The organism is Ruoffia tabacinasalis (assembly GCF_005864045.1).
Classification (GTDB): Bacteria; Bacillota; Bacilli; order Lactobacillales; family Aerococcaceae; genus Ruoffia; species Ruoffia tabacinasalis.
In genome coordinates this window covers 1-17,047 of record NZ_VBSP01000007.1, presented here as the reverse complement: position 1 = coordinate 17,047, position 17,047 = coordinate 1, and the positions used below count along the sequence as shown (strand labels likewise).

11 protein-coding genes are annotated in these 17,047 nt (G+C 35.9%); 1 reads left to right on the top strand and 10 read right to left on the bottom strand.

Translation table 11 applies throughout. The features are described from left to right. Positions 1 to 52: 52 nt before the first annotated feature. The 10 genes from FEZ33_RS03345 to glgB form a co-directional block, all read right to left on the bottom strand. Positions 53 to 619 carry an SRPBCC domain-containing protein gene (locus FEZ33_RS03345; RefSeq protein WP_138403984.1) on the bottom strand — a complete coding sequence of 189 codons (567 nt, stop codon included), beginning with the start codon at positions 617 to 619 and terminating at the stop codon, positions 53 to 55. A 23-nt stretch (positions 620 to 642) separates the two neighbouring features. Beyond that, positions 643 to 1,590: a 3'-5' exoribonuclease YhaM family protein gene (locus FEZ33_RS03340; protein ID WP_138403983.1), complete on the bottom strand. Its 948-nt coding sequence runs from the start codon at positions 1,588 to 1,590 to the stop codon at positions 643 to 645. Between the two features lie 170 nt (positions 1,591 to 1,760). Then, complete coding sequence (locus FEZ33_RS03335; RefSeq protein WP_171031266.1) at positions 1,761 to 4,646, bottom strand: ATP-binding protein; 2,886 nt, start codon at positions 4,644 to 4,646, stop codon at positions 1,761 to 1,763. Next, positions 4,636 to 5,907: a metallophosphoesterase family protein gene (locus FEZ33_RS03330; RefSeq protein WP_171031265.1), complete on the bottom strand. Its 1,272-nt coding sequence runs from the start codon at positions 5,905 to 5,907 to the stop codon at positions 4,636 to 4,638. Before FEZ33_RS03330 ends, FEZ33_RS03335 begins: the two co-directional genes overlap by 11 nt. Positions 5,908 to 6,026: 119 nt before the next feature. Beyond that, positions 6,027 to 6,386, bottom strand: a complete 360-nt coding sequence (locus FEZ33_RS03325) for a YlbF/YmcA family competence regulator (RefSeq protein ID WP_138403980.1) — start codon at positions 6,384 to 6,386, stop codon at positions 6,027 to 6,029. Positions 6,387 to 6,511: 125 nt separating this feature from the next. After that, positions 6,512 to 8,638, bottom strand: a complete 2,127-nt coding sequence (locus FEZ33_RS03320) for a transglycosylase domain-containing protein (protein ID WP_138403979.1) — start codon at positions 8,636 to 8,638, stop codon at positions 6,512 to 6,514. A gap of 307 nt (positions 8,639 to 8,945) precedes the next feature. Continuing rightward, entirely contained in the window at positions 8,946 to 10,382 is a 1,437-nt protein-coding gene (glgA, locus tag FEZ33_RS03315) for a glycogen synthase GlgA (RefSeq protein WP_138403978.1), read from the bottom strand. Between the two features lie 10 nt (positions 10,383 to 10,392). Then, entirely contained in the window at positions 10,393 to 11,541 is a 1,149-nt protein-coding gene (glgD, locus tag FEZ33_RS03310; RefSeq protein ID WP_235888758.1) for a glucose-1-phosphate adenylyltransferase subunit GlgD, read from the bottom strand. After that, complete coding sequence (locus FEZ33_RS03305) at positions 11,525 to 12,676, bottom strand: glucose-1-phosphate adenylyltransferase (protein ID WP_138403977.1); 1,152 nt, start codon at positions 12,674 to 12,676, stop codon at positions 11,525 to 11,527. The genes glgD and FEZ33_RS03305 overlap by 17 nt, the downstream gene beginning before the upstream one ends. Before the next feature lie 71 nt (positions 12,677 to 12,747). After that, positions 12,748 to 14,655, bottom strand: a complete 1,908-nt coding sequence (gene glgB / locus FEZ33_RS03300) for a 1,4-alpha-glucan branching protein GlgB (protein ID WP_138403976.1) — start codon at positions 14,653 to 14,655, stop codon at positions 12,748 to 12,750. Between the two features lie 1,041 nt (positions 14,656 to 15,696). On the opposite strand from glgB, the gene FEZ33_RS03295 reads away from it, so the two are divergent. Continuing rightward, complete coding sequence (locus tag FEZ33_RS03295) at positions 15,697 to 16,857, top strand: ABC transporter substrate-binding protein (protein ID WP_138403975.1); 1,161 nt, start codon at positions 15,697 to 15,699, stop codon at positions 16,855 to 16,857. Positions 16,858 to 17,047 lie beyond the last annotated feature (190 nt).

Below are 17,047 nucleotides of genomic sequence, written 5' to 3'. Positions count from 1 at the left end.
TAGTCACAAAAAGAAGTGTTGTGCAAAAGCTACAACACTTCTTAAATAATCTCTATTCAAACTCAGCCGACGTTTGTTTTTTTATCAACTGTTCTACTTCATCGTAATACTCATTGTATAACTCCATTGTGTCTGGAATAGGTTTGTTATCAATAATCGCAGAAATTTTTTGCATACAAATTAACCAACCCGTCACATCTTTCGGACTATGTTCTTCATCAATATGATGAATCCATTGAGTATAATTCAGTTGCGTCGTTAAGTCGTCATTGCTAACAAGGTCAAAGGTTACAATGTTTCCTTCTCCCCATTCAAATGACAAGTGAGACGGCACTTCAACGTCATAAATCATCATATCTATATGCATGTCGCCTGAATTAAACATCAAGTTTCCGCCAGCTTTGAGTGATTCAAATTCAAGTTCAGGGAACCATTGTTTGACGTATTCATTCGATGTTAACACTTCCCAAACTCGCTCAATATTAGCATTTAACTCACCTTGTAATACAATGTCTATACCATGATTATGTGTTAAATGATCTAATTCAGAGTGATGATGGTGGTCGTGATTGTGATCATGGCCATGTTCATGTGCATGTTCGTCTTTATGTGAATCCATATTATCTCTCTTTTCTCTTTAGATTATTTTTGGAATTTAGGTTTATAGATTTGACGGCGGTCTAGTGCAAAGATTTGTGATGTAAATTCGCCTGGCTCAGTCTTATCTAGGACTTCAGTAATCATGTTGATTTTAGCGTCCATATCGTCAATATAGTGAATTAACTCTGCTTCTAGTAATTGTGGTAATACAGGACTACCAAATTCCATTTTACCATGGTGAGCTAATACCACATGTTTCAGTAATAAGATTGACTCGTTCTCAGGATCAACGCCAATTTCAGCACACGCACGGTCAATCATCTCTGAGATAATGACGATGTGTCCCATCATCTTCCCTTTAAGGGTATACTCTGTTGAGATGGCTCCACTTAATTCAACAGTTTTACCAATATCATGAAGGATGATTCCTCCAATTAATAAACTTGGATTCAGTTGTGGATAAATCGTTAATAAATTACGTGCGATTTTAACCATTGATAATGTATGGAAGCTTAGTCCACCTGCCATGGCATGGTGTAATCGTTTGGCTGCTGGATGGACAAAGAAGTCTTCCTGCGTTTGGTGAATGATTTTACGAACGACACGTGCAATGTTTGGTTCAGTTATAAGTAATAACGCATCATCAAGTTCTGCTTCCAAGTCTTCACGTTTAACCTTCACTTTTTCTACATAAAGCGTTGGATCATCCGGCTCACCCGCTTCTGCTAGGCGCATGGATTCAATCTTTACTTGCGGTGTTCCTTGATATGTATCTCTCTTACCTCTCAGAAAAACAACTTTACCTGCTTGGTATAAGTTCACTTCTTCTTCAGTTGCTGACCAGAACATACCGTCCATCGAACCTGAACGGTCTTGGAATCGAAAGGCTATGAATGGTTTCCCATTACGCGCTGTACGAATATCCGCTGCTTTAATTAGAACAAAAATACCGAATTGTTCTCCGTTTTTAATTTCAAATAATTGTGCCACAATATACCTCCTTGTATATATAAAACATCTAGTTATGTTAAACAGATATACATAATAATCACTCTTTTATTCTATCATATTATACGGATAAAAAAATATCCGAGCCCTTAAATAATAATGAAGTCATTATTATTTAAAGACTCAGATATGGACTGATCTTATTCAACCTGTTATTCAGATTTTTCTTCCTTTGCTGCTTCTAACGATTCAACCAAAGCTTCTTTATAATCTTGAGTGTTCTCATTAGGTAAATCAATTGAGTTAATTTCCTCTAGATTAATAATAAATTTCGGATGGAATGTTTCATTAGCTTGCTGGTCAAAAGTAAAGAATAGCACTTGTATGTCTTCACTAATATCTTGCAGCACTTTATACATGCTAGTTTTGCGGAATTCATCAAAGTTTACAAAGGCATCGTCAATGATGATTGGCATCTTAATCATTCTCTGAGCACTAATGACAAAGGCTAATCTTAAGGCAACATATAATTGCTCCAAAGTACCTTGTGATAATTCGTGTGGTGAGAATAAGACGTCACTAAATTGTTTTACTTTAATATCTTTCTTATTCATCTTAATTTGTGTATAGCGACTGAAACTTAAGATATTAAAGATACGATCAGCAATATCATTCATTTCATTGACTGGATTATCCAAACCTTTACGAAGTGTTTGATTAATCATATCCATTGCCAAACGTTTAGTTCCCCATTCATGAATCACTTCAAGAATTTCTGTCTTTTTATTCTCAAGTTGTTGTGATAATTCTTGGAAAGTACCGTCTTGCTCAAGTTGTTGAATCTCCACGACGAGATTCGCTCTCTCACGAATATTCGGATCTAACTTCCCTTTCAGAATTGAATGCTCACGTTCTGATTCATGGAATGACTCGTTAAGACTTTGTTTACTTTCAATCGAAGCTAAATCATCTTCGTAGCCAGTAATTTGTTCTTTATAGAGTTCTTTTTTATTCGTTAAGTCTTCAATTTCTTGGTTAATTGACACTCGTTGTTCAAATTCTAAGCGATTTATAACATCCGTTTTATTATAGATGTCTTGAATCTCAACTTGTCGTGCGTCAATTTTGCCTTTGTTTTTCTCAATGCGTTCTCTAGCTTCAACTAAACGCTCCTTCAAGCTATTCCCTCTTTGTTGCGCTTGAATTAATGACGCTTCGACTTCTTCCACGTGACGAATTAACACGCGGGTAGTTACATCCTTGGCTGGGAATCGTTCTAGAAGTGGCGAGATTGCATCTTTCCAATCTTCAATTTGCGATGCTAATTTGGCCAATTCAGCCTCATAAGTCTCGCGTTTTTCCATCTCAGAGAAGTAGCTTTTCACTGGATTTGTCTTTAGAATCCATTCTGGATCAGCTGTTGGATAAAAACCAATCTCAGTTAACCAATGATTTTGTTCTTTTACAATTTCTGCTTTCGCTTCTTCTAATTCATTAATTGTATCTTCTTTTTCATTGATTTCTGTACCAAGTTCACGACTTTGCTCACTCACTTGTTTCTCTTCTTCTTTCAGCTGGTTTGCTCGATCGAGGACTGGACTATTATTAAACTCATTCATTAAGTTACGGTGTTTTATAAACACATAAGACATTGACGCAATTCCAATAAGGGTCATAAAAACACCCAACCAGAATATTATATTCGCCATGCTTGCTTCATTAACTAAATTAAAGAATACGACAATAAGCCCAACAACTAACAGTGTTAATCCGATAAAGTACTCTGATAATCGCGTATTTTGAATTAGAATTTCTTCTTCATTTACACGCTGATTCTCAATCTTCGCCACATTTTGACGCAAGTTTGCGCTTTTATTTTGCAGATTTTTTCTCTGTTCTAAAAGCATCTTACGTTGAATTCGAATGGTTTCAATTTCAGAATTGCTGTCGATTAATTTAGTTTGGATGATTAGACCTTTTTCAACTTTTTCTTCATATGCTTGGCTGTTCTCAATCTTTTCTGGATAGAATTGTCCTTTTACCGCTAATTGAGTCATAGATTCGTTTGTTTCGTGAATACGCTGATTCGTTTGCTCAAATTTGGTTTGAACTTCTTTAATTTGCTCTGTATGAGCTAGCCATTTCTTACGGTCTTGTTCATGATTATTCGCCCAGTTAAATCGTGTTAGCTGGCCTAATTCGTTTTGAATGTGAGAGATACGTTCTGTTAAAGCTATATTCTCTTCCTCCAAGTTTTGGATGGAGTCCACATTATCTTTCAATTTCTTTGGAGCGTTCTCAGGAATAGTCGTAAATACAAGTCCCTGTAAGGCTTTCTCTGTCGCTTTGAGTTTCAAGTAAGTGTCATAACGCGAGATGAGTTTATCTTTTTCTCGTATGTCTTGTTCAACTTGATTGAGTTGTTGATTTGTTTCTTTGATGACAACATCAATTTGGTCCCGACGTCTAGTTAAATCATTGTAGCGTCCCGTGTTTCTTTTAGCTTCATTGGCTTGTTCAGAAAGAAGATCATAATCATTAAGCAGACGGTTTAGTTCAGGTTTAACTCCCCTAGGTTTGAATAATTCATCCGTTTGTTTCTCAAGATCCTTAGAGATGCTTAAGAACTTATCGCTTCCAAGGGTTCCAATACTTAGAAAGTAATCATTTAACTGATCCGCACCAACATTCGCTAATTCTTGTAAATTCGCTAAGTTAAAAGCATAAAAGTTATCAAATAATGACTCGTCTAAGCCACCTAATATTTCATTCAGTTTAGATATAGCTAATTCTTCGCCTGAATCTGTATAAAGTTTCAATTCTTTATCCGTTCTTTCGATCCAAACATCACCATAGATTGTTTCTGTTAACAGAATGCGTCCACCGTATACGTCACTATTCTTAGGTTCATAACGATTAGGTTGGTTTACTTTTTTACGTCGACTTGGAAAACCGAAGAGAATCGAACGAATAAATGATTGTAAAGTTGATTTACCTGACTCATTACGGCCATAGAACAATTGAATGTCATCGTTAATATCAAACTTTTGGTTAATCCAACGTCCATATCCATAGATATCTAATGTTTTAATTCTCATGAGTCTCATCCTCCGTCTCTTTATCTAGCCCGATCATTTGTGCTATTAATTGTCGAGCAGAATAAATCATATCTTCCTGTAAGGATTCATCATGTTCTAAGTTAAAGTGACGTTTAATTAGTGGATGTTGATACAAATCAGATACGACTGTCTTAAAGCGGTCGCCCCCTTCTAATTCTTCCACCACTTTATTAAAACTTTCCTCCAAACCTGGATCAAAATGGAAGACATCTAAAGATACATTTAATTTGGGTGTCATTCGATGAATGAGTACAAATGGACTTTCCTGATAATCTTGGTCTAAGACTTGGAAAAATTCGCCATCTTGAATTTGTTCAAGGAGTTGAGGTTCAAGTCTTTGGGCTTGAGTTAACTCCACATGAATAAAGTAAGTTTGTTGATTTGCGTTCGCTTCATCTTGAAAATTAGCCCTGATTTGTTGTAATTCTTCAATAATATCATTCGCTTGCCAATCAGATTGACATTCTAATTTAGCATTTTCCCAAACAATTGAAGCAAGAGAGTAAAACGTATTTATCGTTTTTTGACCCTTCTCTAATTCAACGATATAGCACCCTTTATCGCCAGTTTCATTAATATGACGCCCTTGAATTGTCCCAGCATATTGAATCAATGGTTCTTGGTTCATTACTTCAGATTTATGAATATGTCCTAAAGCCCAATAATCATAGTTTTTTGAGAGTAGTTCCTCGATACTAAAAGGAGCATAATTTCCTGAATCTGATTCAATACCTTCTAAAGCTCCATGTAACAGCCCGATATTGAAAGCGTCTGGGTTGTTATTCATTGGATAATCATTAACCACGCGTTCGTGAATCCATTTAGTTGTATAACTGAAACCATGAATTTGAACTAAACGTCCATCCTCTAGATTGAATTCATAACTTGATACTTGTCGGGAATCTAGAGCATGCACATTGTTGGGATAGACCATGCGTGCTTTATCTGGACGAATATAATCATGATTACCGTGTATAAGTACAACAGGAATGTCCACTTTATCTAAGCGTTCCATTTGTTTCATAAAAAAATGCTGAGCGACGATTGATTGCCGCTCGCTGTTATACACATCACCTGAAATTAGCATGACATCAACGTCTTCATTAATCGCAATACTTACACAGCGCTCAAACGCTTTAAACGGGGCATTGATTAACTCTTTTTGTAATTGAGGCGAATCATTACCTAGCCCTGCAAAAGGACTATCTAAGTGTAAATCGCTGACGTGTAATAATTTCATCTTGTTTGCTCCTTTCATTGAATAGTTTTATATAAGAGAGAAAATTTACGTAAAGAAAACCAGCCAAAAGCATCGATCGTCTCGAAAACTTCCAGCTGGCAATAAAGTTCAGCAAATAATTACTGGCTCATGTTTTGATAAACTTCATTTAATGGCTTCGTAATAATTTGGTTGATGTCATTAATCGTTTGGCTTACTTGTTGCTCACTAGCCATTAAACGGTTAATGTTCTCATCTTCTTGAACTTTAACAGACATTGCTTGAATGTTTGCAATCTCTTCTTCTGTAGGTGCTTCACCTTGCATTTGTTTCTGTTGTAATTGTTGCGAAATCGCGCGGAATTCTTTGAATAACTCACGACTCTCATCGTTCGCTTCAATGGCAACAACTGATTCTTTTAAATCATTATATGCTGGTAATGCTCTTAAGTCGCGCTCCAATTGATTCGCAGTATCATAAATATTATTATTTTCTGTCATATTCTCTCTCCTTTTTTAACTTCTATCTTAATATTAGCAAAATTAGACTCTCTTTACTACCAGAAACGGTTATAAATCTGAATTAATTTGAAAGTTACATTAGTTAGTTTTCCACACAAATTAAACTAATTTATCCAACCCGAAACTTCTTCAACTACATTCGAACCAATTCTACCTATCTCATTGAGTAGATTCCCACCGTGTTCAGTAATAAACTCACCCGCATCATTCAAGAAGTACGTTGCTTGTTCTTGCCAATTATTCGCATTCTCCACAATGTTTGTAGACTCTTGAGTTTGTGACGCATAAGTGACATCGAAAGGCGTCTGCGGTGATTGATTCATTAGTGCCGTTGTCTGAAGATTGAATAAGGCACCCATACCAGTTGGCATGAGTTCATCTAAAGACGGTTGGCCTTCGACGTCTACTTCGTCTAAGCCTGACCATGACACGACGACAAAGTCTGGTGTGTAACCAACCATCCATCGATCACGTGTATCCATATTTCCTTCTGCTACTTCGGTGCTTCCGGTTTTACCAGCTAACATACCATAATCTGGTCCGGATCCATAACCGGTCCCGTATCCACCATAAGTATCTAACATCATGCTTGTCATATCTGCAGCGACATTAGAAGTCATTACCATATGTTTTGTTGGTGATTCATTGTTGTAGACCACTCGTCCCGATGCATCTTCAATTCGACGAATAAAACTACTTTCATAACGAATACCTTCATTAGCAAAGGCTGAATAAGCATTCGCTATTTGTAGTGGTGAAAGCCCTGGATTAATAACTCCAAGTGCTAAGGATAAATCTTGATTTTCTTTCGGGACATTAATACCAAATTGTCTTAATTTTCTGACCGATTCACTAATTCCAATATCATCCATTAAGTGAACAGCCGTTGTATTCTTACTTTGCGCTAAGGCGTAGTATAATTCGGTTTCGCCACCCGGTTCCGTATAATTATTATAATTATTTGGCGCATAATCATTCGCACCATGGCCTTCCACGACATCCGGAACGATTGAATGCATATTGTAACCATTCTCAAGGGCGGGTACATAGACAGCCATTGGTTTAAGTGTTGATCCTGGTAAGCGGTACATGTCCGTTGCGCGGTTAAAGCCGCGATAGACATAATCCCCTCGGCCGCCGTAGACTGCCATAATCCCACCAGTATTTGGATCAATAACGACACTTGCACTTTGAACTAATGGTTCTCCTGTCCTATCATCTGGGAATATCCATGTATTATCATATGACCTGTCTATGGCATTTTGATATGCAGGGTTTAAATTCGTATAAATTTTATAACCTTTTGATAATAAATCATCTTCTGGAATATCAGTCACTTCCACTACTTCATTAATGACACCATCGAAGTAATACGGATAAGTGTAACTATCCTCGACATAGTAATTATCATAAAGATATATTCCTTCAGCCATTATGGCATCAGCATCTTCTTGGGTGATGACATTATCTGAAGCCATCAATTGAGCTACAACATTCCGTCTTTCAATCGCCGCTTCATAATCATCAATCGGGTTAAATATTGAAGGTCCCTTAAGAGTTCCTGTTAGGACCATACTTTCATTATAGTTAAGTTGCGAAGCTGGATGACCAAAGTATTTCTGAGAAGCATCTTCAATCCCCCAAACTCCGTTACCATAGTAGGAATTATTTAAATACATTTCTAAAATCTGGTCTTTTGTATAGTGCTTTTCAACTTCTATAGATAGAAAGAGTTCTTTAATCTTCCGTTGGAAGGTTTGATCGAGCGTTAAGAAGGCATTCTTCACAAGTTGTTGGGTAATCGTACTCCCACCACCGCCACTCGTGTCTCGATTGATTAATAACCTAACAAACGCACGTCCGATCCCGATAGTATCGAAACCGTTATGTTCATAGAAGCGTTTATCCTCAACGGCCACTAACGTCTCTCGCATCTGGGGCGAGATTTGTTCTAAAGGAACATAAGTCCCTTTTTGAGCCATTAAAGTTCCAGCACTTGTATCATCGTAAGCATAAATAGTTGTTTGAGACATAAGTCCTTCTTGCAAGGTAGCGACACTCGTTGTCTTAGCAATAAGAACAGAATAACTTGATAGCAGTAAGGCAAACGTTAAGCCAATAAAGATTAACCACTTCCAACCACGGTAATATTTCCACATGGATTTTACTTTATCCCAGGTTGCATTACTTTTTCTCGTTGGTTTCGTTGGTTGATTGTTATTTTCTTCCATAGTTTGCCTCCTTTCATTTTATTATTGTATAAATTAATATAGTATTATCCTACTGATTTGTTATCAGCCTAAGGAATGATAGCCTTACTTATTATATAGATAAATTCCAGCATGACAAGTTAGTTTACACTAATTTAACTTAAGGACATTATAAGCAATAAGTGTGAAAAATAAATGAAATATTCGCTATCTTTAATAGGTAAACGTCTTTTAAGATATTTGATATCTATTGATATTGCCTAAGCAATTAATGTAAAACAAAAAACTACTGGATACACATAAGCTATCCAGTAGTTTTATTAATTAATTATTCATTGAGTAACTCTTCGTATAAATTAATATAGTCTTGAGCTGGGCCTTTCCAACTAAAGTCACTCTTCATTGCTTGCTCTACTAGCTGGTTCCAAGTTTCTTGATCATTGCGGTAGATAAGTAGGGCTAAATTAATTACATCCATCATCGTTTGAGCATTAAAAGGCGAGAAGCTGAACCCCGTCCCTTCACCAGTGAATTGATTATATGCCTGAACAGTATCTACAAGGCCGCCAGTTTCGTGAACGATTGGTAAAGTCCCATATCTCATGGCCATCATCTGTGATAAACCACAAGGTTCAAACGCACTTGGCATTAAGAACATATCCGAACTCGCATAAATCATTTGAGCTAGCTCAACATCAAACATAATGCAAGAACGCATCTTATCGCGATAAACGTCTTCAAAATATCTAAACGAGTTTTCAAATTGCTCTTCACCCGTACCAAGTAGGACAACTTGGACATCTTGTTGAAGCAAGTCATTTAATTTTTCTTCAATTAACTGAAAGCCTTTTTGGTCTGTTAAACGACTTACCATTCCAATGATTGGCACATCCGGGTTCTCTGGTAAACCTAAGCGTCGTTGAAGTTCAAGTTTATTCTTAGCTTTCCCTGACAAGTCTTCAATTGAAAAATGATGTGGAATAAGTGGATCAGTTTCTGGATTATTTGAATCATAGTCGATACCATTAATAATCCCACGTAATTTCCAACGATTATGACGAATGACATCGTCTAATCCTTCACCAAATTCAGGTGTCGTAATTTCATTCGCATAAGTTGGGCTAACTGTCGTTACACGGTCAGAGAAATTAATCCCACCTTTTAAGTAATTTACTAAATCATGGTATTTAACACCGTCATCCGTAAAAGTATTAAAACTTGTCCCAAAGACATTCGTTAATATACTAGGATCGTATATTCCTTGGAAGCGAATATTATGAATAGTAATAACTTTACGGATTGATTTCAATGCATCCTTCCAATGGTATCTATCCACCAGCATTACTGGAATCATAGCTGTTTGCCAATCATTACAGTGAACAATATCTGGAATAAAGTCAACCACTTCCATCATCTCAATTATTGCTGTTGAGAAATATGCAAATCGTTCTCCATCATCCCATTCTCCGTAAAGATCCGGACGATCAAAATTACTTAAGTTATCAATAAAATAATACATCACATTATCATGTGATAACGTTTTTATACCACAATAAACATTTTTATTCCCTAATTGAAAACGGAAATGTGAGTGTTCTTTTAGTTGACTCTTATATTTTTCTGGCATCTTAGTATAGTTTGGTAAAACTACTCTAATATCAACACCTTGTTTGACTAATTCTTTAGGTAGTGCAGCGGCAACATCTCCAAGTCCTCCAGACTTAAAAAATGGTGCTGCTTCGGCTGAAGCAAATAAAACCTTCATTTTTCCCCTCCTAGTCAGCATAAATGTGCGAGTTTTTTCCGATTACTTTTATATCGTCAGGTGATCCGATAATTTTGGCACCTGCTTCTACCGTTGTATTCTTATCAAGAATTGCATACTCGATTTGCGCACCTTCACCGACTTTAGTTCCTTGTAAAAGGATACTGTTCATAACAATAGCGTCTTTTTCAACAACAACACGACGGTTTAAAACCGAGCGTTTGACTGTTCCTGAGATAAACGTATCACTTCCGACAAATGATTCTCTTACTTCAGATTCAGGTGAATAATAAGTAGGCGAACCGTGTTTCGTTTTTGTTAAGATTGGAATACTTGTTTGGAATAATGAAGCGAATGTCGGGAAACTCAATAACTCCATGTTCGCTTTATAATATTTATCAATTGTGTCAATATTTGATGCGTATCCTGTATATTCAAAACTATTCAACGAACAAGTAGTTGAATAATGTTGTAACAATTCATTTAGTTCTAGATAAACTCCTTCTTCTGTAGCTTTGTCTATAATACTAAGCATTTTATCAACACCTAATAAATACATATTTAAACTTAGATTTACTTTTCCATCTTCTGAAGGTGTAACATAATCTGTGAATTTTTCGATGTCATCACCGTCAAAGACGATACCATGAGCTAGTAATTCTTGATCAGAAATTTGATTTTTATCAAAGTGTTTATAAACAACTGTCACGTCTTTTCCGCTTTGAATATGTTGTTTTCTCACTGCTATTATATCTAGATTAGCAATAATTTTACTTCCTGCTACAAAAACATACTCAGATTTTGATCTTTCTAAGAATAAACGATGGTTATAGTAAAAATCTTCATATTCATGCGCATTTGGATTATTGCGCTTCCAATCTTGATGAGAAAAAGTAAATATACCTCCAGCTACTTCAGATTGTAAATCCCAAGCAGCTCCTGAACGAACGTGGTCATAAATAGAACGACCAGATTCACCAATGAATAATCCGACAGATTCAATCTTAGCATACGCTAAGTCTGAAAGCATAAAGTCAATAATACGGTAACGTCCTGCGAATGGTAATCCAGCGATAGGACGATTGTTTGTTAAGGGTTTTAGTTGAGTTGTATCTTCTGTTAAATTTATAATTGCACAAATATTATTTTTCGCCATCATTCTTTGGGCCTCCTACCTTATCATAAAATCCAACTACAGCAATTTCATCTCTTGTTCCGACAACTTTCGCTCCGTCTGCGATCACTGCACCTTCACCAATGATTGCGTAATCTATCTCACAGTTTTCTCCAATGACAGCGTCAGACATAATGACTGAATTTGATACTGTAGTACCATGAGAAACGGTTACGTCTTGTGAAATAATTGAATCTGACACTTTACCAGCTACATAACTTCCGTCTACAATTAAAACATTCGAAATTTCTGCATCTTCAGTTAAGAACTGAGCACCCGTTACTTTATTTGATGTGTAGACTCTCCAAGAATTTCGCGTTTCATTTAATGGATGATCAGGGTTTAAATATCCCATATTCGCTTCCCATAGACTTTCAATCGTTCCTACATCTTTCCAGTAACCTTCGAATGAATAAGCAAAACAGTTCTCAGCGTTATCTAAATATGTTGGGATAACATCATGACCAAAGTCTTCTAATACACGGTCTTTAGCTGAATCTTTCACTAAATATCTACGAAGTGTTGGCCAGTCAAAGATATAAATTCCCATTGAAGCTAAGTTGCTCTTTGGCTCTGCTGGTTTTTCTTCGAATTCAATAATGCGGTTACTGTGATCTGTATTCATAATTCCGAAACGTGATGCTTCGCTCATATCAACTGGGATAACCCCAACTGTTAAACTTGCATTATTCTCAACGTGGAAATTATACATTTCACTGTAATCCATCTTGTAAATATGGTCTCCTGATAAAATTAAGACGTTGTCAGGATTTAAAGAGTCTATATAACTTATGTTTTGATAAATAGCGTTCGCAGTTCCTTTAAACCACTTTTCGCCATCTGTACTTGAGTAAGGTTGTAGTATGGTTGCTCCACCATCACGACTATTTAAGCCCCAAGAAGCACCTTTTCCAATATGTTCATTTAACTCTAATGGTTGGTATTGCGTAACAACCCCAACGTTTTTAACTCCAGAGTTAGCACAATTACTTAAAGCAAAATCAATAATTCGATACTTTCCACCAAAAGGTACGGCTGGTTTAGCGATATTCTTCGTCAGGACTCCTAATCGAGTTCCTTGTCCACCAGCTAAAATCATTGCTATCATTTCATGTTTCATTTTACAGTTAGAATATTGTTGATCGTTGGCGAGACGGTTTAACTATGTTAACCAATATTCTATCTCCTTTCCTATTTCTTTACGCCTGAAATACGTTTGGGACGGATGTAAAGGACTGAAGTAGCAGGAATAATCGTCTTAATCGAAAACGGTTGGTCATTTGTGTCGATTGCTTCGGTTTTTAAATCTGCTATCGGGTCAACCCACGCACCACCGAATTCTTTCATTTCTGAATTTAATAAAACTTCATAAGTACCCTCGAATGGAACGCCAATGCGAACATCTTCTCTTTGTACAGGAACGAAGTTACAAATAATTATTAAAAAATCATTTGTTTTTTTACTATGTCTAATAAAGGTTAAAACACCTTCGTCATAATTATCTGCATCTAATACCGTCAACCCATCTACGGAATGATCCAATTCATGCAGTGATTTTTCTTTAAGACCTAAATGGTTTAAAGTACTCATGTAGTGTTGATATTCACTATTGTATTCTCTTTCCAAATCAATCCATTCTAATTCGTTATAGTATCGCCACTCTAAATATTGACCAATTTCATTCCCCATGAAATGCAGTACTTTACCAGGTTGAGCCATCATATAACCATGAATTAGTCTCAATGTTGCGAATTGATTGTAGCGGTCTCCTTGAATTTTACCTAACATAGAATTCTTACCATGTACGACTTCATCATGTGAGTATGGTAGGATATAGTTTTCATTTAACTGATACATGAAAACAAAGGTAATCAATGTTAAATTTTTTGGCCGATAGAGTGGATCCATCTCAAAGAATTTCAACGTATCATTCATCCAACCCATGTTCCATTTGAAGTCAAAACCAAGGCCACCTTCCTCGACACTCTTTGTGATGCCGTTCCAATTAGTACTTTCCTCAGCCATCATGATTGCTTGGGGCCATTCTTCATGAACAACGGTGTTTAATTTCTGTAAGAAATCAACACCTTCAAGCTTAATGTTCGTTCCTTCTTCATTTGGAGTCCACGGCCCTTCATCAAAATCTAAGTAAAGCATATTAGATACGGCATCCACTCGAATGCCATCTATGTGAAACTCTTTTAACCAGAATAATGCGTTGGACATTAAGAAGCTTTGAACTTGAGTTCTCCCTAAGTCAAAATTAAGTGTTCCCCAGCCAACATTATTCGCTTTATTCAAATCTTGGTATTCAAACGTTGGTGTACCATCAAAATATGCTAACCCATTTGAATTTCGTGAATAATGTCCTGGAACCCAATCTATAAGAACGCCGATGCCGTTTTGATGAGCGTAATCGACGAATTCTTTTAATTCATCAATCGTTCCATATCGTCCACACACTGCATAAAATCCAGTGATTTGATAACCCCAAGAGGCGTCTAAGGGGTGATCCATTAATGGCATAAACTCGATATGCGTGTAACCCATCTTCTTCACATAAGGTACTAATGTTTCAGCAAGTTCTTGGAAACTATAACTTCTTCCATCTGTATGTTGACGCCAAGAACTAAAATGCACCTCATAAATTTGTAAAGGTTCTTCTAGTATGTTCTTCTCACGCTGTTTTTTAATCCAACTTGAGTCATTCCACTCATAGTCGGGTAAATCCCAAACAATTGACGCATCTTTCGGTGCCGTCTCGTGTCGGTAGGCAAAGGGATCCATCTTATATTCAATATGTCCGACACCGTTATCAATACCATATTTATAATGTTGCCCCTTTAAATCTTCATTAAAGTATATTGACCAAATGCCGCCATCAATATATTCTAATTCCTTCAAATTCCAATTTGTAAAGTCACCTTGAATAAATACTTGTTTCGCGTATGGTGCCCAAACATTAAATCGGTAACCAATCTTATTGCCGTCTTCAACCCGCTGACTTCCTAAAAATTTATAGGCTTGTCTATGGGTTCCTTGATTGAAAAAATAAATATCCTTTTCAAAATTCGAAGCTTTGGCAAGTTCACTATTCATTTAATCCCCTCCTTATTAGCATCTAGTACTATAGTTTTATTATAACATGAAAGCGCTTTTTTCTGTATCATTCTGTTAACTCCCGTAACAATATTTTGTAATAAAATATATTTAACAATGTTCATATTTTCATTATAACCTATATCTCATTTTTATTTAATCAAAAAATGAAAATTTACATTTTCTTAACAATTAAATTCGTTTATGGCACAAAAAAACCACGAAGAATTAATTCTTCGTGGTTTTATTCGAACGGCGAAATTAATATAATTAATCGAAGTCTCTGTTCACAGCAGAGAGCTTGCTATACTCGTCTTCCCGACGTTGATGTTAGTCAGTAGTATATCACCTTGCAATCTACCTGATCGCTTTTCGACTCATCGCATAATACTATTATATAGCATTATCATTTTTTAGCAATTACTTTTTTAACGAATTTAATTAGATTATGATTAAATCAATTTCTTTTTTTTATTTGTACTCATTAATTTAATTTTATCTTGAGTTTTATTTAATTTATATAGTTAAAGTTTTCATAAAAGATTTTAATTCAGCGATGAAATCTGTTTCATAAATACTTTTTTAATTAATTAATTTTCCCTTTATGAAGATAGGAAACTATATCTACCATTCTTTGGCGGTGATGTGCCAGGTTTATTAGATTAAGATTAAAATAAGTGTTGATTTTTAATTTTAATTATTATACACTTACTTTATCAACAAAAAGGAGGCAAAGTATTATGCAAAAATCTAACCCAAATATTCAATCTAACATTCAGCGATGCTTTGCTATCCAAAATATAGCTTTATTATTAGACATGCCTTAGGATTTTAATCATTAATGATTAGAGTCCTATTCTTCGTGAATACGGGCTCATGTCACATGACGAGCCTGAATAACTCAGGCTCGTTTTTTTTGTTGACTATTACTAAATAAATGAGGTGGTAAACGTGGATAGCTTATCAGACTTATCAGATTTATCGGACTTATATATGACTTTAAAATACACAATTTACCAAATTAAACTAGGAGGAACTTAAATGTTCAATTCAATTAGAAAAAAACTTACAAAAATTATTGCTACTGCTACCATTGCTACTAGTGCATTCACACCTACCTTTACAGCTTTTGCCCAGGACGAAGATCCAATTAATCTAGGTGTTATTTATGAATTATCCGGTGCCGTAGCAGCATACGGAATTACACAATCCAACGCGATTAAGATGGCGGTTGAAGAAATTAATGAAGATGGCGGAGTGATGGGTCGTCCTTTTAATATCGTTGAGTACGACACTAAATCAGATGATACAGAAGCTGCCATGATTGCGACTCGTTTAGCAACCCAAGATGATGTTGTTGCAATGATTGGTCCTGCGACAACAAGTCAAATGCAAGCAGCAATCCCAGCAGCAAATGAATATCAAATCCCATTAATTTCTCCATCAGTGACTAATAATGATATTACCTTTGATGACGATGGAAATGTTCAGCCCTTCGTATACCGTTCATCATGGCCAAATTCATTCCAGGGTTCTGGGATTGCTAAATTTGGATACGAAAATATGGAAGCAGAAAAGATGGTCGTTCTATATGATAACTCAAGTGATTATGGTTCTGGGCTATATGATAATTTTGTTGAAGGTTATGAAGGAGAGATTGTCCATACTGAAACTTTCACACCGGAGATGAATGACTTTAGTGCGATTATCTCAAACATTGCTGCTCAAGATTTTGATGCAATTACTATACTAGCCTTTTATCAAACTGCTGGTCCAATTGTTAAACAAGCTCGCGAGTTTGGTATCGATGCTCCAATATTAGGTTCTAATGGATTCGGTAATGATATTATTTATGAATTGGCTGGCGCTGAGAATATGAATAACGTCTACTACGCTTCACTTTACCCTATTCAAGATGAATACGAATTTGTTGAAAAATACCGTGATCAATTTGACTCAGATCCAGATATGTTTGCTGCTCTAGCTTACGACACAATTTATATGCTTAAGAGTGCCATTGAACAAGCAGGTAGTGATGACCCAGTTGCAGTCAATGAAGCGCTTGAAAATCTTGAAGAATTCTCTGGAATTACCGGCGACTTTATCTTTGATGAAAACCATAACCCGACAAAAAATGTTGTAAATATGATTGAAATTCAAAATGCTGAAGAAACTGCAGTTCATGAAGTGGTCTTTGACTAAAAATAGAAGTACCCAAAAAACCGGGTTCTACAATAAATAGGGTTGATGACAAAAATTAAAATGTCATCAACCCTATCTTTGTGTCTTCTAAAAGACGCAGATATTCGTTATATTAAAAGTACCACCAAATAACATAAGGAGAATATCTACGCATGAACCATTTTATCCAAAAAACCTTTCAATTAAAAGA

Excerpts from the sequence above, each read along its gene's own strand:
- FEZ33_RS03345 (WP_138403984.1), bottom strand. The coding sequence starts at position 619 with ATGGATTCACATAAAGACGAACATGCACATGAACATGGCCATGATCAC.
- FEZ33_RS03335 (WP_171031266.1), bottom strand. The coding sequence starts at position 4,646 with ATGAGAATTAAAACATTAGATATCTATGGATATGGACGTTGGATTAAC.
- FEZ33_RS03330 (WP_171031265.1), bottom strand. The coding sequence starts at position 5,907 with ATGAAATTATTACACGTCAGCGATTTACACTTAGATAGTCCTTTTGCA.
- FEZ33_RS03325 (WP_138403980.1), bottom strand. The coding sequence starts at position 6,386 with ATGACAGAAAATAATAATATTTATGATACTGCGAATCAATTGGAGCGC.
- FEZ33_RS03320 (WP_138403979.1), bottom strand. The coding sequence starts at position 8,638 with ATGGAAGAAAATAACAATCAACCAACGAAACCAACGAGAAAAAGTAAT.
- glgA (WP_138403978.1), bottom strand. The coding sequence starts at position 10,382 with ATGAAGGTTTTATTTGCTTCAGCCGAAGCAGCACCATTTTTTAAGTCT.
- glgD (WP_235888758.1), bottom strand. The coding sequence starts at position 11,541 with ATGATGGCGAAAAATAATATTTGTGCAATTATAAATTTAACAGAAGAT.
- FEZ33_RS03305 (WP_138403977.1), bottom strand. The coding sequence starts at position 12,676 with ATGAAACATGAAATGATAGCAATGATTTTAGCTGGTGGACAAGGAACT.
- glgB (WP_138403976.1), bottom strand. The coding sequence starts at position 14,655 with ATGAATAGTGAACTTGCCAAAGCTTCGAATTTTGAAAAGGATATTTAT.
- FEZ33_RS03295 (WP_138403975.1), top strand. The coding sequence starts at position 15,697 with ATGTTCAATTCAATTAGAAAAAAACTTACAAAAATTATTGCTACTGCT.